This is a genomic window from Alkaliphilus crotonatoxidans, assembly GCF_054658015.1.
Genome location: NZ_BAAHXS010000006.1, coordinates 1,166,666 through 1,184,185, shown reverse-complemented (window position 1 = coordinate 1,184,185; position 17,520 = coordinate 1,166,666). Strand labels below are relative to the sequence as shown.

Here is a 17,520-nt window from a genome sequence, read left to right as displayed (position 1 = left end):
GAGGCCGAAGACCCATGAAGGAATTAGATGAAATTAGAAGGGAAATCGACATTTGTGATAAGGAGCTTGTGGTTCTGCTGGAAAAAAGATTTCGCCTGGTAGATCAGGTAATACAATATAAAAAAAGAAAGGGGATGGCTATTTATCAGCCCCATCGTGAGGCCATGGTGATGGAACGGGTATCGGCCCAGGTAAGGGATAGGGATTACCTGGAGCCTATTCAAGAAATATTTAATGAATTATTAAAGATCAGTAAACAGATACAGGCGAAAAGAATATTCCCCTTTAATCTGGTACTCCTGGGCTTTATGGGGGCAGGAAAAACCTCCATCGGAAAAGAGCTTTCTGGCCTGCTGGGAATTGAACTGGTGGATCTTGATGAATTGTTGGAATTTAAAACCGGAATGTCAATTAATGAACTCTTTGAAAACTATGGCGAAGCCCATTTCAGAGGACTGGAGACCGACCTGGTAAAAGAAGTAAGTCAAGGAGAAAATCAGATTATTTCCTGTGGCGGCGGAGTGGTTTTAAATCAAGACAACATCGAGGCTTTGAAAAAAACAGGAAGGCTCATATGGTTAAGGGCCCGGCCCGAAACCATTTATCAACGTCTACAGAAGGATCAAGCTCGACCATTATTAAAGGATCATTTGAAGGTTCCCTATATTCAAAGACTCCTTAAGGAGCGTCTGCCCAATTATGAGAAGGCTGCGGATTACATTGTCGATACAGATGAAAGGCCCCCTTCAGAGATTGCCCAGGAAATCATTTCAATAATTACAAATCCCCCAAAGGAGGATTAGCCAAGAGGTTAATTCTCTTTTTTTGAAGGAATTAATTGGTGGAAATCGAATAGAGCTAATAGTAGAGAAACGGATCTGGGAGGAAAAAGCATGGATTATGTTCTTTATTTTAATGCTCTCTTATTAGCCATTCTGGCCTTGGATTTTACGAGGTCAGGATTAAAGTCTATAAAGGGAGAAAGAATTACGCAATCTTCCTTAATGTCTTCATTATTCAACGCTGCCTTGTCCTTTGTCGGATCAATATACTCATTTCAGACAGAAGGACAGGGTACTGATGCCCCCAAATTAACTGTTATTGTCGTAACTATAATTATACTGGCCTGTATTGCGGTATGGAAAGTAAGCCAGGACAGTTACACCATAGAAGGCGTTGAAGGCCAGTATCTTACCAGTGAGCTTGGTGAACTGCTCAATCAACAAAGGCTGAATCATTCCCTGGAGCAAAAAGAAGGTCATTACGAAATAAGCTTTGAAGATCAGTATATTTCTTCAGTCATATCCCTTAAGCAGGGAGCCTATAGAAAAAACAGCTACAGTTTATCTGTCAGTAATCAGGGGGATCTGCCGGAGTTTAAGGTCATTATGGAACAATTAAATGAAAGGTTGGTCTTTGAGCCAGTTAAGTATGGTTTTATAAAAGCAATGCTAGAGCTCTGGGCTGGTGGCATTGTAATGGCTATAGCCATTTGTATGGTGGTAAGCCCGGAACAATTATTTCGATTTATTGGTATAAATTGAAAAAATGTAAATATTTACTTTTTTTTAAAAAGATTTTTAAAAATATGGCAGGTATTTAACAAAAAAAGGAGAATAATATACAATGTATCCAAAATCTAGTAAACCAGATGATTACAAAAGGGGGCATCTTAAATGGAAGTATTAAAAGTATCAGCAAAATCAAATCCAAACTCTGTTGCTGGAGCGTTGGCCGGCGTTCTAAGGGAACGTGGGGCAGCTGAAATCCAAGCTATTGGAGCAGGCGCTCTAAATCAAGCAGTTAAAGCAGTGGCAATTGCACGAGGATTTGTAGCACCAAGTGGCCTTGATTTGATCTGTATTCCTGCCTTCACAGATATTGAGATTGATGGTGAAGAAAGAACGGCAATTAAGCTAATTGTAGAGCCCAGATAGCCTACAAAGTCATAAAAATCTACTAAGAAATTAGTAGATTTTTTTTTATGGTGTTTCCGTAGGCATATTGATAATATATGTTAATTAAAATAACGGCTTCTATTTATTAAAGGAATATATTATAAGAATACAGATAGATGCTGACAAGGGGGGAATAATAGAATTATAATAAAATATAGTATCTTTTATAGATGGGAGGCGTCATCTTGAAAAAAATCGATATGCATGTTCATACCACTGCCTCTGATGGCATCTATTCACCCTCTCAGGTTATAAATTTGGCTGTTAAGCGAGATTTAGCCGGCATTGCCATTACAGATCATGATACAGTGGAAGGAATTGGGGAAGCCCTGAAATATGGAAAAACAAAAAAGGATTTTATAGTCATACCCGGTATTGAATTGAGTACAGAAATCAATGGTGAAGAAATTCACATCCTGGGGTATAGGATAGATTATGAAGACAAGGAACTCATGGAAGTATTACGTACCCTTAAAGAACAACGGGTACAGAGGGCCGTTAAAATTACGGAAAAATTAAGGGACCTGGGGTTATCCATCACAATAGATGAGGTCAAGGCTGCTGCTGGCCAGGGAATTCTAGGCAGACCCCATATTGCCGGTGTGCTGGTGGAAAAGGGCTATGTAAAAAACACCTATGAAGCCTTTCAGCAGTATTTATCCAAGGGGTGCCCGGCCTATGTTGAACGATTTAAGCTGTCTCCCTATGGGGCCATTGATCTGATCAAGAAGCTGGGGGGATTTGCTGTGGTGGCTCATCCCGGTTTAATTGAATCAGAAGAAATCCTAAAGGAGCTGGTGGATTATGGAGTCGACGGCATCGAGGTTTATCATCCCGACAATGGACAGGAGGCCACCGAAGCCTACAGAAGCCTGGCCCAAAGCAGGGGATTGTTAATAACCGGTGGTTCAGATTTTCATCATCCCCCCAATCAAGAGGGGTACCATGGCGATCTAGGCAGCAAGGGGGTTTCGATTGATTCCATCGCTGCCATCCTGAAAATCAGGTAGTCTGACCCGAGTTTTTTCAAATCCATACAATGTTTGAATTACCTGTAGAAATCAACAGAAAAATTTGTTAAAATAAGATAGATATTGAAGCCTTAAAACAATAACATAGGTAATGAAACTATGGTGTCGGAGGGATTGCAATGAAAATCAAGCTTTCAGAGAAAAATCAAAAAATTGCAGCGTCAGTTACCCTGGCTATTGATGCCAAGGCAAAGCAAATGAAGGCACAGGGTTTAAATGTCATCAGCTTCGGGGTAGGTGAACCGGATTTTAACACCCCCGAAAACATTATTCAAGCTGCAGTAGAGGGAATGAGGGCAGGCTTTACCCGGTATACAGCGGCTTCTGGATACCCAAAGCTAAAGGAGGCCGTATGTGTAAAGCTGAAGCAAGACAATCATTTAGATTATACTCCCGAGCAGATTATTATTACCAACGGTGCTAAACAAGCCCTGCATAATACCCTGGAGGCCCTTTGCAATCCCGGGGATGAAGTGATTATTCCAGTACCCTATTGGGTAAGCTATGTAGAGCTGGTGAAAATTTCAGGCGGTGAGCCAGTATTTGTAGCGTGTACAGAGGAAAATGAATTTAAGCTTACGGCCGAGGGCCTAAAGGCCGCCATAACCCCTAAAACCAAGGCGTTAATCTTAAACACCCCCTCTAATCCCACCGGCTCATTATATACAAGGGCAGAATTAGAGGCAATTGCAGATCTGGCTGTGACCCATGGCTTTGCTGTAATTTCTGATGAAATCTATGAAAAGCTGGTTTATGAAGGAGCAGAGCATATCAGTATTGCCAGCTTAAATGATGAAATTAAGGAACAAACCATTGTGATTAATGGAATGTCAAAGGCCTATGCCATGACTGGCTGGCGGGTAGGCTATACCGCTTCCAACCGTGAAATTGCGAAAATAATGGGGAATGTCCAAAGTCATGCCACCTCCCATCCCAATACCATTGCCCAATATGCCAGTGTAGAGGCCCTTTTAGGGGATAATTCCTCAGTAGAAACAATGAGACTGGCCTTTGATGAAAGAAGAAAGTACACGGTTGAACGGATCAATCAGATCGAGGGGCTGTCATGTATCCCCCCCAGGGGAGCCTTTTATGTTATGATGAATATATCTAAAATATTAGGAACGGTTGTAAAGGGTAAAAAAATTAACAACTCCCTTGATTTGTCAGAGCTTTTGCTGGATGAGGCCCATGTGGCTGTGGTTCCGGGAATCGCCTTTGGCGTAGATCAATATGTAAGATTATCCTATGCGAATTCAATGGAGAACATTAAGGAAGGTCTTCAGAGAATTGAAGCGGTGTTAAAGCAATAGCAAATATAAGGGCAATTATCAGTTAAAAAGATTCAGGCCAGCATCCTTACGTATAAGTATACGCTGTGTTTGCTGGCTTTTCTGAGTAGTAAAACCTTACCTGAAAAATAGCCCATTATTATACATATCATTTGAAGCAACCCGATATGGAATGAAAGGAGAAGGAACGATTGAACAAGCCTATTTACCAAAATCCCCTTATTGAACGATATGCCAGCCAGGAAATGACCTACCTTTTTTCTCCTGATAATAAGTTTATCACCTGGAGAAAGCTATGGATCGCCCTGGCAGAGGCCGAAAAGGAATTGGGACTGCCCATTACCGACGAACAAATCGCAGAGTTAAAGGCCAATCAGAAAAACATTAATTATGAGGTAGCCATCCAGCGTGAAAAGGAGACAAGACATGATGTTATGTCCCATGTATATGCCTATGGCGAGCAGTGTCCCAAGGCTAAGGGAATCATCCATCTGGGGGCCACCAGCGCCTATGTAGGTGACAACACCGACGTCATTATTATGCGAGATGCCCTAGGGCTGATTAAGGGGAAAATGGTAAATCTTTTTCACGTGTTGGAGGATTTTTGCCAAACCTATAGGGCCTTGCCTACCCTGGGCTTTACTCATTTTCAGCCGGCTCAATTGACCACAGTGGGAAAAAGAGGTACCCTGTGGCTGCTGGATTTATTAATGGATTATGAAAATTTAGAATTTCAATTGGATAGAATGAAGTTAAGGGGCGTTAAGGGAACCACCGGAACCCAGGCCAGCTTCTACAAGCTGTTTGAAAATGATGATGAAAAGGTCAAAGAGCTGGAAAAAAGAGTGGCTAACAAGATGGGCTTTGAAAAAACCTTCCCTGTAACAGGACAAACCTATTCAAGAAAGCTGGATTACGAGGTATTAACAGTATTAAGTGGCATTGCCCAAAGCCTACATAAAATGACCAACGATCTACGGCTTTTACAAAGCATGAAGGAAATTGAAGAGCCCTTTGAAAAGGGGCAAATAGGGTCTTCGGCCATGGCCTACAAGCGAAATCCCATGCGAAGTGAACGGATCGCTTCTTTGGCCCGCTATGTTATGGCGGCAGCTCAAAATGCAGCTATGACTGCTTCAGTCCAGTGGTTTGAAAGAACCCTTGATGACTCTGCCAACCGAAGAATTGTCCTGCCTGAAGCCTTTATGGCAGTAGATGCCATTTTGGAAATTGCCATCAATGTATGTAGTGGTTTGGTGGTCTATGAAAAAATGATTCTACAGCACATTGAAAACGAGCTCCCCTTTATGGCCACAGAGAATATTTTAATGGAGGCAGTAAAACAAGGGGGGGACCGACAGGAGCTTCACGAAAAAATCAGACTTCATTCCATGGAAGCCGCCCGGCAGGTAAAAATCGAAGGTAGGCCCAATGATTTAATCGAGAGAATACTGAAAGATCAAGACTTTAACCTAACAAGGGAACAGCTGGACGAATTGCTTGATCCTAAAAACTTTATCGGCAGAGCGCCCCAACAGGTAGAAGACTTTCTAAAGGAGTATATTCATCCCATTATAGAAGAAAATAAGAATCTGCTTGGTCTTAAGGTAGATTTAAAGGTGTAATGATTATAGAGATGGAGGTGCCATAAATGGCAGTTTTAACAACAATAGAGGAAATTGCAAAGCATGATGGCAAGGAAGTGACCATACAGGGCTGGCTGTTTAATAAGCGCTCCAGCGGAAAAATACATTTTTTACAGATAAGAGACGGTTCCGGCTTTATACAGGGGGTTGTGGTAAAGGCAGAAGTAGAAGAATCAGTTTTTGAGGTATGCAAAAAATTAACCCAGGAATCATCAATTGAAGTAATAGGACTGGTTCAAAAGGATGACAGGGCCCCCAGCGGCTTTGAAATACTAGTGAAGTCTGTCAAACCAATCCACATAGCCCTTGAAGGATATCCAATATCCTTAAAGGAGCATGGAACTGATTTTCTAATGGAGCATCGACACCTATGGATGCGTTCACCGAAGCAAAATGCCATATTAAGGATTCGTGACGAAATTAATCTGGCTATCAGAACCTTCTTCCACGAAAGGGGTTTTGTGCTGGTAGAGCCGCCTATCATCACCCCTGCTGCCTGTGAAGGAACCACAGAGCTGTTTGAGATCGACTATTTTGGTGAAAATGCGTACCTATCCCAAACTGGTCAGCTCTATGCCGAAGCCGCCGCCATGGCCTTTGGCAAGGTCTATAGCTTTGGGCCCACTTTCCGGGCAGAAAAATCCAAAACCAGAAAGCACTTAAACGAATTTTGGATGGTGGAGCCTGAAATGGCCTATGTTGATTTTGAAGGGAACCTGGAAATTCAGGAGCAAATGGTGGAATATATCGTACAAAGAGTTCTTCAGCATAAAAAGATAGAGCTCAAAAGGCTTCAAAGAGATACAACGATACTAGAAAAAATTAAGGCTCCCTTCCCCAGAATTACCTATACCGAGGCAGTTAAGCTGCTTCAAGAGGGAGGCTTTGAATTTGAGTGGGGGGAAGACTTCGGTGCTCCTCATGAAACCTATATTGCTGAAAAATTTGATAAGCCTGTATTCATTACTCATTTTCCAACAAAAATGAAGGCCTTCTATATGCAGCCTGACCCAACAAACCCCGATGTCATTCTGGGAGCCGATTTAATTGCCCCCGAGGGCTATGGTGAAATCATCGGCGGTTCTGAAAGAATTCATGATCTTGACCTGATTCTAAGACGTATTCAAGAGGAAGAGCTGCCCCAGGAACTGTATGAGTGGTACCTGGATTTAAGAAGATATGGCTCAGTGCCCCATTCAGGCTTTGGCCTGGGACTGGAAAGGACAGTTGCCTGGATCTGCGGTATAGACCATATTCGTCAGACGATTCCCTTTGCCAGAACCTTAAATCGGGTTTATCCTTAACCGACAGCCCCCCTGGGGCTGTTTTTGCTTACTAAAGCCGCCGGCCATAAAAAAACATTTTTATTTATTGGAGATTTATATCATTTGATTCTGTATACAAAATCAGATATAATTATAAGCAAATTATTGATACAAAGAGGTGTAGCCATGTCTGAGCTAATAGAGAAATGTAAAAAATTAAAGGAAGCCTCACAGCTTTTAGCCACTGTTTCAACCACCATTAAAAATGAAGCGTTAAAATATACGGCTGAAGCGATTAAGGAAAATAAAGCCTTAATTTTAAGGGAAAATCAAAAAGATATTGATGCTGCCCTTAAAAAGGGAATGAAGGAGAGCTTGATCGATCGTCTAAGGCTGAACAATGCCCGAATTGAAGGAATGATCGAGGGGATAGAAGCCATTATTAAGCTTAAAGACCCAGTCTGGAAAAGTAACGAGGTATGGAGCCTGGAAAACGGCTTGACCGTCAGTAAAATGAGTGTGCCCCTGGGGGTTATCGGAATTATTTATGAATCGAGACCCAATGTAACGGTAGATGCCTTTTCCCTGGCCTTTAAAAGCGGGAATGGAATCCTGTTAAGGGGAAGCTCCTCTGCTATTCACTCCAATAAAGCCCTGGTAAAGGCCATTCGAGAGGGACTTCAAAAAAGTCAGATCAGCCCCGAGGTGATTCAGCTGGTAGAAGACCTGGATCGAAGGCTGGTGGAGGAAATGCTGCGGATGAATGAATACATTGACGTGATTATTCCCCGGGGAGGGGCAGATTTAATCCGTTTTGTGGTTGATCATGCCACAGTACCCACCATTGAAACCGGGGTGGGCAACTGCCATATTTTCATTGATGAAAGTGCTGATTCTGACAAAGCCCTGGCAATTATTGAAAATGCCAAGGTTCAAAGACCAGGTGTCTGTAATTCCTGTGAAACTGTACTAGTTCATCAGAGCATCGCCGGGCAATTTCTGCCCATGCTAAAAAACAATTTAGAAGATCGGGTGGCCCTTCGAGGGTGCGCTAAAACCCGCCAGATAATTGATGTTCAACAGGCCACTGAAGCGGATTGGGCCGAGGAATATTTAGATTACATTTTGGCCATAAAGGTGGTAGAGGGTCTTGACGAGGCCATTACCCATATTACTCGATATGGAACAAAGCATTCAGAGGCCATTTTAACGGAAAGCTATAGTAATGCCAATGAATTTTTAAGACGTGTCGATGCTGCTGCGGTTTATGTCAATGCCTCCACACGATTTACCGATGGCGCAGAATTTGGCTTTGGAGCTGAAATGGGAATCAGTACACAAAAAATCCATGCCCGGGGGCCCATGGGCTTAAATGAGCTGGTAACCATAAAATACACCATAATTGGTGACGGACAAATTAGAGAATAAGGAATGAGCAGAGTGATTGAATCAGTGATTAAAAACAGTAAGAAAATTGTTATTAAAATTGGAAGCAATACCCTGTCCAATGCAGATGGTACCGTAAACGATGAATTTCTAGAGGAGCTGTGTGAACAGATTGTTCGCTTAAAAAGAGAGGGGAAACAGGTTTTAATTGTTACCTCCGGTGCCCAGATTGCGGGAATCAGCAGAATCGGAAAATGGTCAAGGAAGGGAGACATCAATTACCGGCAGGCCCTTTGCGCCATTGGCCAGCTGGAGCTGATGGCTGCCTACAGCAAGCATTTTTCCCAGCACGATATTTACATTGGTCAAATGCTCCTTACCCGAGAGGATTTTTATGATCAAACCAGAACCTTAAATATACGAAATACCCTTTTTACTTTGGTAGACGAAGGGGTTGTACCAATTATTAACGAAAATGACACAGTAAGTGTTGAAGAAATAAAAATCGGTGATAACGACACCCTGGCAGCGCTTTCAGCCAGTCTTTGGAACGCAGACCTACTGATTTTGTTAAGTGATATCGATGGAATCTATAATAAAAATCCTAAAGAACACAACGATGCTGTGCTTCTGGAGGAGGTCAGGGATATAGACCAAATGCTTAAGGAGATAGAAATCGGCGAGACTAATTCCTTTGGTACGGGCGGAATCTCGACCAAAATTGAGGCGGCCCGAATTGTAAACCGGTATGGAATTCATATGATTTTGGCCAATGGAAAAAAACATAACATCTTAACCAGTATCATGGAAGGTAAAGCCAAGGCCACCCTGTTTTACCCTACCGAATTTTAGTACGCAACATAGACAATTTTATTGAGGTGAACACTATGAGAAAAATAGGCTTTATCGGGGCAGGAAATATGACCGCCACCATCATTGACGGGTTAGTTTCCAGGTTTGATCAAATCAATGACAGCATTTTTGTTACCAACCGCTCCAGAAAAAAGCTGGAGAAGCTTTGCAGGGAAAATGGAGTGAATGCTCTTGATACAAATATCCAGCTGGCGAAGCAATGTGATGTGATTGTGCTTGGCATAAAGCCCAATATTTATCCGGTTGTTTTAAATGAAATCAGCCCCTTTATCAATGAAGATCAATTGCTGGTTTCTATTGCTGCTGGTATAACCATTGATGAAATTCAGGGGTACTTCTCCAACCCTCAAAAAATCATACGAATTATGCCCAATGTGGCTGTCAGTGTGGGGGAGGGAATGCTGCCCATGAGCAGCAGCCCCCATGCCACCCAGGAAGACATTGACATCACTACAGAATTATTCAGTAGTATTGGTCGGGTAGATCTGATCAGTGAACATTTAATGGATGCCGCCACCTGTTTAAGTGGCTGCAGCCCTGCCTTTATAGCCCAAATGGTGGAGGCCATGGCCGATGGGGCTGTGCTCCAGGGAATGCCCAGGGAAAAGGCCTATCAATATGCAGCCCAAACCCTGGTGGGTACCGGGCTAATGATTCTTAAAAAGGAGCTTCATCCGGGGCCGCTGAAGGATATGGTCACCTCACCTGGGGGGGTTACCATAGAGGGAGTCTATTCACTGGAAAAGAATGGTTTTAGAGGAATTGTGATGGAGGCCTTAGAGGTGTGCAGCCAAAAGCTCAAGACCCCAGCTAAAAAATAAATCTGTCAAAATATTGCCTACCTGCTTGTGGTGGGCTCTTTTTGTAATTTTGTTGGAGTGAAGAAAATGAAAAGGAAAACCAAAGGAGGAAATTTATGATCAATGGAATCAATCATATTACCTTTGCAGTCAGTGACCTGAATAGATCACTGGCCTTTTATGTTGAGCTGCTGGGTTTAAGACTGGTGGCCAAATGGCAGCAGGGAGCCTATTTGCAGGCAGGGGCCACCTGGATTGCCCTCAACGTGGATCGAAACAAGAAAAAGCAACCTGCTTCAGACTATACCCATGTTGCCTTCAATGTGTTATCCCTTGACTATCATCGCTTAAAGGCTCGGTTAGAGGATGCAGGGGTCGATGCCTTTAAGGAAAATACCTCTGAAGGTGAATCCTTCTACTTTTTAGACCCCGATGGACACAAGCTGGAGCTTCATTACCATACCCTGGAGCATCGCTTAAGCTGGGCAAAGGAAAATCATTGGCCGGGCTTTATAATTGCCTCTGACCAAGAGGACAATCAGCCTTAAACGAGAAAATAAGGTCTATTAATTTGCTGCGAAATAGGCCAAGAGTGACAAAGCTAAATATTTACCGTACATGCACACATGAAGATCATACCACATATTATTAAAAGTGACCTTTTATAGAGGTTTTCAGGAGGGAGATGATCTTCATGTGGGCATTGTTGTCAGGAATAGCACCTTTCGTATTCAAACCTTTTATGTTTGCAGTATCGTACATCTCCAGCAGCACTTCTTTTCCTCAGCCCTTAACCCCAGAGGAAGAGGCAGAATACTTAGAACGCTATGAAGAGGGGGACGAAGAGGCAAGAAATATTCTTGTCGAGCGGAATTTGAGGTTAGTGGCACATATTGTGAAAAAGTACTCAAATATTGGTGTTGATGCAGATGATCTAATATCCATCGGCACCATTGGTTTAATTAAGGGAATTACTACCTTCGACCGAAAGAAAGGAACTCGACTGGCCACCTATGCCGCTAGGTGTATAGAAAACGAAATTTTAATGACTATACGTTCCAGTAAAAAGCTAAAAACAGAGGTATCCCTTCAAGAGCCTATTGGCATGGATAAAGAGGGGAACGAGATCTCACTGTTGGATCTGTTAGGTACTGAACCAGATAAGATATTAGAAGAGGTAGAGCTGAAAATGCAAATAAAAAAGCTCTACAGTAAAATGGCAGCAGTATTGAAAAAAAGAGAACGAATCGTGGTGGAGCTGCGCTATGGCATCAGCAATGGGGCCAGCATGACTCAGCGGGAAATCGCTCGCATGCTGGGAATTTCCAGATCATATGTTTCAAGAATAGAAAAACGGGCGGTAAAGAAGCTATATAAAGCCTTTCAAGGAAAGGACGACGGGTAGATCCATACGAGCCTGATAAACAGCTAAGTGATAAAAAAATACATTCAACTAATAGGATAAAAAAGCATGTAAAAAGGCCGACTCAATCGGCCTTTATTAATTATGTATAAACAATTAAGTTATTTCTTGTTTGCTAGAAGCTCGGCACCATTTCCAACGTTCTCTAAATCATTTTCCTTAATCAGGGTTACAAAGGCCTGTTGAGGAATATTTAATACTTCACTGGCCTTTTCTACCAGACCCGCCACCAGCTTTTCTTTTTGCTCCTTTGTTATTTTTCCACACTCGATATTAATAACAGGCATTGAATCAGCTCCTTAATAGATTTACTTATATTATAAAGAAATTAGCTTAAATAAACAAGCTAGACCGTTAGGATTTGATAAAAAAATGAGAATATGCTGGTCAAAAGGGATTAAAGGGGGACTAAAAAACCTTTATCGCATCATATTCTCATTGATATTATCTACCAATTTAGCTAACCTTATACATTAAAATTAAAAAATAAACTCAGTTTTCCCAATTAGCCTACTAATAACATTAATTATTAACCTTGTTACTTTTACTAAGCCCTTAATACTAGGTTAATAAACCCTTCAGCAGATCGACTATATACAAGGTAAATTTTGATCCTATATTGTGTTACATGGGTTTAACAATTCAAGACCCATCAAATAAATATTTTTCGTATAAAAAATATATTGCTATTTCAAAATAGCTAAATGATTGGGTGTTAAGGGCTGTAAAAAAACGACAAAATTTCACAATTACAGTTGACATACTGTCTAAGTGGAATTATACTATATTCAAGTAGTAATATTTTTACTTTTCTGATAAAAGTAAGGGGGAAAAGAAAAAGCGATGCGGGTTTTAAGCAGAGGGGAAAAAATTAAGGAACTAAGAACACGAATTGGACTAAAGCAGGATGACATTTCAAATGACGAGATCACCAGAAGTTTAATCAGTATGATTGAAAACAATAAAAGAAACCTTACCTTTAAAACTGCCAGGGTTATTTCTGATGCCCTCAATAAATATTACATAAACCTTGGTAAGGAAATTACACCAGATTTACTGCTTGAATCGGAGGTAGAACAGGCCCAGCGAATGATTCGAGAAAGACTGGACGAAATGCGAGAGCTATTGGATAACCCCACAGCTGGTGCAGAAAAAGAGGTATATAGTAGCTTCCAAAGGCTAATTGATTTTGCAAAGGAATGGAATCTACAAAATATGATTGCAGAGCTTAAGGAGGCTAGGGGCCGATTCTATTACAAAACCTATCAGTACAATAAAGGATTAAAGGATTTCTTTGATGTGCTGGAATATCATCTAAAGTATGAAAACTATCACAAGGTAGCCTCTATGTATAACCTAATTGGTAGTAGTTTATATCAGTTAGACTCACCAGATCAAGCTCTCTTATATTATGAAAAGGTCTACGACACCATCATTACCCATCACCCAAGTAATTATGATTTGATGAAGATATTAGTTAGGAAGAATAAAATACTGTGCTACATTAAGCTTAAGCGATATGATACAGCTTTTAGCTTAATTGCAGAATTTAAAGAATTTTATAATAAAGAAGATGAGAAATTTTATGAGATAATTCTTATGGAAGCCAATACTTATTTAGAAGTTCAAAACTATACAAAGGCTGCCAAGATCTTTAATAAGCTATTGAAAAAATCAACAAAATTTTCCAGGGGATTATTGTTTTTGGTTTATGAAAGCTATGCCGACCTGTATATAAGAAAAGGAGAATATCAACATAGTATCGATAGTATAGAGTCTGCCTTACAATATGCTGATGATGGGGAGCCTAATGTTGTTGCTTATTTGTATCTGTTTGAAGCTAAGGCTTACTTAGAATTAAGTCAAGTAAACAAAGCTCATAGTATAGTTGAAGAAGGTTTGGTATATGCTAGTAAGGTTTCGGAAACAAATGTAGTAATTGGGTTATCTATAATAAGAGCTCAAATTGATATCCATACCAACTGTTATGATCAGGCAGAAAAGAAATTAAACTGGTTAGAAGAGTATGTGCTAAAAAAAGCGATGAAGGAAAAATTAAACGAAATATATCTATGCTATATCGAGCTTTATTGTAAGAAGAAAGATATGAAAAAATGTCTAGAGTATACGTATAAAGCACAATCAATTAAGTTTAATGTAAAATAAAGGAGGAATTTTATAATGAATTTACGAAAGCGGTTATTAATGTTTATTTCATGCACTATCATCTTTTTTAGTCAAGTTCTTGTAACAGAAGCAATAACAAAAACAGAACAATCCTATGATTATGGAAAAAGAGTCGTTATTTCAACAATTAATTCCAGTATACATCAACCAATTATACAACTAGGACCAAATCCGAACCCTGATATAGATTAATGTCAATTCGATCTATCTTTAAAAAATTGACAAGAAAAAACACTACTCAGGAAAGTTTTTATATTAAGGTAGTTACATATGTACTATAATTGTTAAAGATTGAATATTATTTTGCCCCCATGAAGATGGGGGTTTTTTGATAGTGTACACAGAAACTATTCTTAATGTTTGTACAGTTATACTTATTCTTTTAAGTGGCTTTCCAACAATGGATTTTCACTAAGGGTACATCTGAAGGCAGTATTTTTGAAGAATAATAGAAAAAAACCTAACACCTTTACCAATCTTTTACTGGCAAAACCTGCGGAAATTTTGTATAATAATAAATTGTGAGTATACTAACATTTGATTTGATAATTCAGCTAACAAACAATTGGGGAATTCCATAGGGATTGAATATTTAAGAAAAAGTTGTCAATAATGAAAAAAGACCATGGGGAAGCCCGTTAAGATTATAATTAGAAAGGTGATAAGATGGAAACTGCTTCAGAAAGAGCCAGAAGGGTTCTTGGAAAAGGAATTCGTAAAAAGAGATTTAGAAGATTAAAAACCTGGGAAATAAAAAACCGATACATGCTGGGCCTGATGTTTGCTGACGATATTAAGGTGAGTGATATGGCCGAACGCATTGGTGTTTCTCCCCGTACGGTACAGGCCTGGATTTACGAGGGCCGAATTCCAAAGGAGGAAAACATTGAGAAGGTATGTGAAATTCTTAGGTGCCCTGAGGATATTTTATTTCGAGAATTAAGAAATTAGTCTTTGAAAAAGCATCATCCTACATAACAGGGTGATGCTTTAAAAATTTATATAAAATTTCCTGGAGCGTTTAAATACTATTGCCAACGCTTTAGGATATAGGTATGATTAAAGGTAGAAAATACCTTTGATTGACGGAAGGAGTGAAAAGGGTATGGAGATGGAAACAAAGGATGAAATTCAATATCAAGCAGTATTGGTGGGGTTAAATCAAACAAGAATAAAGGAAGACATTGGTATAGAAAGCTCTATGGATGAATTGGTGGAGCTGGCCCAAGCAGCCAGAGTGGAGGTTTTAGCCCTATCAATTCAAAATCGGCCAACGGTTGATGCAGCCTTATTTATAGGAAAAGGAAAGGTAGAGGAAATTAGAGACCTATGTAAGGCCCATGGGGCAAATTTGGTAATTTTTAACGATGAGCTTTCAGGTTCACAAATACGAAATCTTGAGGAGCTTATTGGAGTTGATGTAATTGATCGTACGACTTTAATTCTTGATATCTTTGCACGGCGGGCCACTACTAAGGAAGCAAAGCTTCAAGTAGAGCTGGCCCAGCTAAAATATCGCTTGCCAAGGCTGACGGGCCTAGGTAATAAGCTTTCTAGGCTGGGGGCTGGTATTGGTACCAGGGGCCCCGGAGAAACAAAGCTTGAAACCGATAGAAGACACATTATGAGAAAAATAGATTATATCAAAGAGCAGCTCGATGAAGTAAAAAGAGTTCGAGAGGTACAACGGGCCCAGCGAATTAAATCAGATTTACCCATTGTGGCTCTGGTGGGCTATACCAATGCAGGTAAGTCTACCCTGATGAATAGCTTGCTGAGAATGAGTGAAGACTACGGTGCTGAGCGGGAGGTTTATGCAGAAAATATGCTCTTTGCAACTCTGGAGGTATCCTTAAGGCGGTTGAGCCTTCCAGACAATTTTAATTTCCTGCTTACCGATACCGTAGGCTTTGTCAGCAGATTACCCCACCATTTGGTGGATGCCTTCAAGGCCACCCTTGAAGAGGTAAAGTATGCAGATCTATTGCTGCATGTCATTGATGCCTCCAATGAAGATTATCACCTTCAAAGAGAGACAACCCTGACGGTGCTGAAGGAGCTAAAGGTAGAGGAAAAGAAAATCGTTGATGTTTATAACAAAATTGACCTGCTGCGGGATGAAGGATTAGTTCCTAAATATGAAAATTCCCTGACCATATCTGCTAAAAAGGGCATTAATCTAGATCAGCTAATACAAAGGATTCAGCAGGAGGTAGGGGCTGCTAATAAAGAGGTTGAACTAATGATTCCCTATGATAAAGGGGCTGTGGCCTCGAGCCTCCATGAAGCTGCAACGGTTCTTGAATCAGAATATCAGGAAACCGGAATTTATTTAAAGGTGAGGCTTTCCCTTGAGGATTACAGCAAATACCAGGCATATGAAATAAAGTCTTAGGCAGGTGGGGGAAAATGAGTTTACTTTTAAAGCTAAACTGGGACGACATCAAGAATCAAGAGGATTTTATGGTTACCTACTTATTGTATCAAGAGGGCAAATCAATTGATTTGATTAGTCGAATAAGGAATATGCCCCCCGAGCTAATTAAAGAGCAGCTTATACAGGCTAAGGTGAAAATGAAAAGGCGTGAGGTTGTTACTTATCACCCAATATTTGTAAAGCTATTGGCTGGAACAAAAAAGGATCGAATCACCTTTTTAGAGGAATGTGACGACGACCAGCGGGAGGCTTTAATTGCTTACTTAATTAAAATAATGCCCCATATTGATCAGGCCGAAGATAAAATGATCGCCCTATGGCTGGCAGGGCAATTAAGGGATGTCAGGCTGCTGCCGGTGATTCAAAGAGAAATCGGCCACAAGCATGGTGGGGTCAGAAGAATGGTATGCTCTGCCCTTCGGAAGATTCCCCATGAAAGCAATTTAGAAATATTATATCGGGGCCTGCAGGATACAAAGCCTCAGGTCAGGCAGTATGCCGCAAAGGCCTTGGCAGAGGTGGGGGATGAAAAAACCCTTTACCGTATTAATGGACTGATAAAAAAGCCAGGGGAGCTGGATTATGTCAAGCGATCCTTTCTTCAAACAATTGAAATAATTGAAGCAAGGCTTAAGGAAGCAAACTAGGCTCAGGAAAACCAGGGGGTGCGTGAACTCCCTGGTTTTTCAACCTAGGCTTTGGAGCTTTTTCTTAGTATCCAGTACAATTTTAACCAAATCCGGATAGGCCTTAATGGTACCCCTTGTAACAATGGGCCTTCCCAGCTTAACCCAATTCATTCTCCTGGAGGTAAAGCCCCCTAAACGCATTAGAAAATTTACGGTACTTAACGTAGAAACAATCATTAAATCCTCTGGTTTGGCCCCTAGCATATGCCAGGTATCTTGAATGACTGGTATCACCAGATGGGGGACAAACTGACGGCTCAGGGTATAAATTCGATGACCCAGCTCATCGGTACCCCGATACATAACCTTCCCTCGATCCCGAATGGTCAAGGTGTCGAAATAGGGAATATTCAATAAATCTGATGGGGCAGGTATATGGTCGCTGGGTAACCTGTTTAAATGAATGGCAGAGGCAACCACCGAGGAATGGGCCCCGCCAACACAATGGTAAATGATATGCAAAAAATCACCCTCATTTTTTAACTTTAACTGCATTTATAGTATGTAGAATGTCTGGAATTAATATAAGTCCT

At 40.8% G+C, this 17,520-nt stretch carries 19 protein-coding genes; 17 read left to right on the top strand and 2 right to left on the bottom strand.

Features of this window, described 5'->3' with window-relative positions:
* The first annotated feature begins 14 nt into the window (after positions 1-14).
* From ACYQ1I_RS17800 to sigK, 12 genes are all read left to right on the top strand, one after another.
* A complete protein-coding gene (locus tag ACYQ1I_RS17800) occupies positions 15-803 on the top strand; it encodes a chorismate mutase (RefSeq protein WP_459767739.1) in 789 nt (262 codons plus the stop codon).
* 90 nt (positions 804-893) lie between these two features.
* On the top strand, positions 894-1,544 hold the full coding sequence (locus ACYQ1I_RS17795; protein WP_459767738.1) for a hypothetical protein: 651 nt from the start codon (positions 894-896) through the stop codon (positions 1,542-1,544).
* 132 nt (positions 1,545-1,676) lie between these two features.
* Complete coding sequence (spoVS, locus tag ACYQ1I_RS17790) at positions 1,677-1,937, top strand: stage V sporulation protein SpoVS (RefSeq protein WP_459767736.1); 261 nt, start codon at positions 1,677-1,679, stop codon at positions 1,935-1,937.
* A gap of 206 nt (positions 1,938-2,143) precedes the next feature.
* Positions 2,144-2,968 (top strand): PHP domain-containing protein, encoded by an 825-nt coding sequence (locus tag ACYQ1I_RS17785; protein WP_459767734.1) that lies wholly within the window; start codon positions 2,144-2,146, stop codon positions 2,966-2,968.
* 140 nt (positions 2,969-3,108) lie between these two features.
* A complete protein-coding gene (locus tag ACYQ1I_RS17780; RefSeq protein ID WP_459767733.1) occupies positions 3,109-4,302 on the top strand; it encodes a pyridoxal phosphate-dependent aminotransferase in 1,194 nt (397 codons plus the stop codon).
* A gap of 170 nt (positions 4,303-4,472) precedes the next feature.
* Positions 4,473-5,906, top strand: coding sequence for an adenylosuccinate lyase (gene purB, locus ACYQ1I_RS17775; RefSeq protein WP_459767731.1), 1,434 nt, complete (start codon positions 4,473-4,475; stop codon positions 5,904-5,906).
* A gap of 26 nt (positions 5,907-5,932) precedes the next feature.
* Positions 5,933-7,231, top strand: a complete 1,299-nt coding sequence (gene asnS, locus ACYQ1I_RS17770; RefSeq protein WP_459767729.1) for an asparagine--tRNA ligase — start codon at positions 5,933-5,935, stop codon at positions 7,229-7,231.
* Between the two features lie 147 nt (positions 7,232-7,378).
* Positions 7,379-8,620 (top strand): glutamate-5-semialdehyde dehydrogenase, encoded by a 1,242-nt coding sequence (locus ACYQ1I_RS17765; protein ID WP_459767727.1) that lies wholly within the window; start codon positions 7,379-7,381, stop codon positions 8,618-8,620.
* 3 nt (positions 8,621-8,623) lie between these two features.
* On the top strand, positions 8,624-9,430 hold the full coding sequence (gene proB / locus ACYQ1I_RS17760; RefSeq protein ID WP_459767725.1) for a glutamate 5-kinase: 807 nt from the start codon (positions 8,624-8,626) through the stop codon (positions 9,428-9,430).
* 35 nt (positions 9,431-9,465) lie between these two features.
* Complete coding sequence (gene proC / locus ACYQ1I_RS17755; RefSeq protein WP_459767723.1) at positions 9,466-10,272, top strand: pyrroline-5-carboxylate reductase; 807 nt, start codon at positions 9,466-9,468, stop codon at positions 10,270-10,272.
* A 95-nt stretch (positions 10,273-10,367) separates the two neighbouring features.
* The gene (locus ACYQ1I_RS17750; protein WP_459767722.1) at positions 10,368-10,799 is read left to right on the top strand and encodes a VOC family protein; all 432 of its coding nucleotides are present in this window, start codon (positions 10,368-10,370) and stop codon (positions 10,797-10,799) included.
* Positions 10,800-10,936: 137 nt separating this feature from the next.
* On the top strand, positions 10,937-11,656 hold the full coding sequence (gene sigK, locus ACYQ1I_RS17745; protein WP_459767720.1) for an RNA polymerase sporulation sigma factor SigK: 720 nt from the start codon (positions 10,937-10,939) through the stop codon (positions 11,654-11,656).
* 119 nt (positions 11,657-11,775) lie between these two features.
* On the opposite strand, the gene dmpI is transcribed toward sigK, so the two are convergent.
* Entirely contained in the window at positions 11,776-11,961 is a 186-nt protein-coding gene (gene dmpI, locus ACYQ1I_RS17740; protein WP_459767718.1) for a 4-oxalocrotonate tautomerase DmpI, read from the bottom strand.
* Positions 11,962-12,517: 556 nt separating this feature from the next.
* On the opposite strand from dmpI, the gene ACYQ1I_RS17735 reads away from it, so the two are divergent.
* The 5 genes from ACYQ1I_RS17735 (at position 12,518) to ACYQ1I_RS17715 (ending at position 16,945) form a co-directional block, all read left to right on the top strand.
* Entirely contained in the window at positions 12,518-13,840 is a 1,323-nt protein-coding gene (locus tag ACYQ1I_RS17735) for a helix-turn-helix domain-containing protein (protein ID WP_459767716.1), read from the top strand.
* A 15-nt stretch (positions 13,841-13,855) separates the two neighbouring features.
* Positions 13,856-14,053 carry a hypothetical protein gene (locus ACYQ1I_RS17730; RefSeq protein ID WP_459767714.1) on the top strand — a complete coding sequence of 66 codons (198 nt, stop codon included), beginning with the start codon at positions 13,856-13,858 and terminating at the stop codon, positions 14,051-14,053.
* 474 nt (positions 14,054-14,527) lie between these two features.
* Positions 14,528-14,812 carry a helix-turn-helix domain-containing protein gene (locus ACYQ1I_RS17725; protein ID WP_459767712.1) on the top strand — a complete coding sequence of 95 codons (285 nt, stop codon included), beginning with the start codon at positions 14,528-14,530 and terminating at the stop codon, positions 14,810-14,812.
* Between the two features lie 154 nt (positions 14,813-14,966).
* Positions 14,967-16,256 carry a GTPase HflX gene (hflX, locus tag ACYQ1I_RS17720; RefSeq protein ID WP_459767710.1) on the top strand — a complete coding sequence of 430 codons (1,290 nt, stop codon included), beginning with the start codon at positions 14,967-14,969 and terminating at the stop codon, positions 16,254-16,256.
* A 14-nt stretch (positions 16,257-16,270) separates the two neighbouring features.
* Positions 16,271-16,945, top strand: a complete 675-nt coding sequence (locus ACYQ1I_RS17715) for a HEAT repeat domain-containing protein (RefSeq protein ID WP_459767708.1) — start codon at positions 16,271-16,273, stop codon at positions 16,943-16,945.
* Positions 16,946-16,984: 39 nt separating this feature from the next.
* On the opposite strand, the gene ACYQ1I_RS17710 is transcribed toward ACYQ1I_RS17715, so the two are convergent.
* The gene (locus ACYQ1I_RS17710) at positions 16,985-17,482 is read right to left on the bottom strand and encodes a DUF3189 family protein (RefSeq protein ID WP_459767706.1); all 498 of its coding nucleotides are present in this window, start codon (positions 17,480-17,482) and stop codon (positions 16,985-16,987) included.
* Positions 17,483-17,520: the final 38 nt, after the last annotated feature.

What these genes read in the sequence shown, in the direction of transcription:
- ACYQ1I_RS17800 (WP_459767739.1), top strand. Translation starts at nt 15, where the DNA reads ATGAAGGAATTAGATGAAATTAGAAGGGAAATCGACATTTGTGATAAG.
- ACYQ1I_RS17795 (WP_459767738.1), top strand. Translation starts at nt 894, where the DNA reads ATGGATTATGTTCTTTATTTTAATGCTCTCTTATTAGCCATTCTGGCC.
- spoVS (WP_459767736.1), top strand. Translation starts at nt 1,677, where the DNA reads ATGGAAGTATTAAAAGTATCAGCAAAATCAAATCCAAACTCTGTTGCT.
- ACYQ1I_RS17780 (WP_459767733.1), top strand. Translation starts at nt 3,109, where the DNA reads ATGAAAATCAAGCTTTCAGAGAAAAATCAAAAAATTGCAGCGTCAGTT.
- asnS (WP_459767729.1), top strand. Translation starts at nt 5,933, where the DNA reads ATGGCAGTTTTAACAACAATAGAGGAAATTGCAAAGCATGATGGCAAG.
- ACYQ1I_RS17765 (WP_459767727.1), top strand. Translation starts at nt 7,379, where the DNA reads ATGTCTGAGCTAATAGAGAAATGTAAAAAATTAAAGGAAGCCTCACAG.
- proB (WP_459767725.1), top strand. Translation starts at nt 8,624, where the DNA reads ATGAGCAGAGTGATTGAATCAGTGATTAAAAACAGTAAGAAAATTGTT.
- proC (WP_459767723.1), top strand. Translation starts at nt 9,466, where the DNA reads ATGAGAAAAATAGGCTTTATCGGGGCAGGAAATATGACCGCCACCATC.
- ACYQ1I_RS17750 (WP_459767722.1), top strand. Translation starts at nt 10,368, where the DNA reads ATGATCAATGGAATCAATCATATTACCTTTGCAGTCAGTGACCTGAAT.
- sigK (WP_459767720.1), top strand. Translation starts at nt 10,937, where the DNA reads ATGATCTTCATGTGGGCATTGTTGTCAGGAATAGCACCTTTCGTATTC.
- dmpI (WP_459767718.1), bottom strand. Translation starts at nt 11,961, where the DNA reads ATGCCTGTTATTAATATCGAGTGTGGAAAAATAACAAAGGAGCAAAAA.
- ACYQ1I_RS17735 (WP_459767716.1), top strand. Translation starts at nt 12,518, where the DNA reads ATGCGGGTTTTAAGCAGAGGGGAAAAAATTAAGGAACTAAGAACACGA.
- ACYQ1I_RS17730 (WP_459767714.1), top strand. Translation starts at nt 13,856, where the DNA reads ATGAATTTACGAAAGCGGTTATTAATGTTTATTTCATGCACTATCATC.
- ACYQ1I_RS17725 (WP_459767712.1), top strand. Translation starts at nt 14,528, where the DNA reads ATGGAAACTGCTTCAGAAAGAGCCAGAAGGGTTCTTGGAAAAGGAATT.
- hflX (WP_459767710.1), top strand. Translation starts at nt 14,967, where the DNA reads ATGGAGATGGAAACAAAGGATGAAATTCAATATCAAGCAGTATTGGTG.
- ACYQ1I_RS17715 (WP_459767708.1), top strand. Translation starts at nt 16,271, where the DNA reads ATGAGTTTACTTTTAAAGCTAAACTGGGACGACATCAAGAATCAAGAG.
- ACYQ1I_RS17710 (WP_459767706.1), bottom strand. Translation starts at nt 17,482, where the DNA reads ATGCAGTTAAAGTTAAAAAATGAGGGTGATTTTTTGCATATCATTTAC.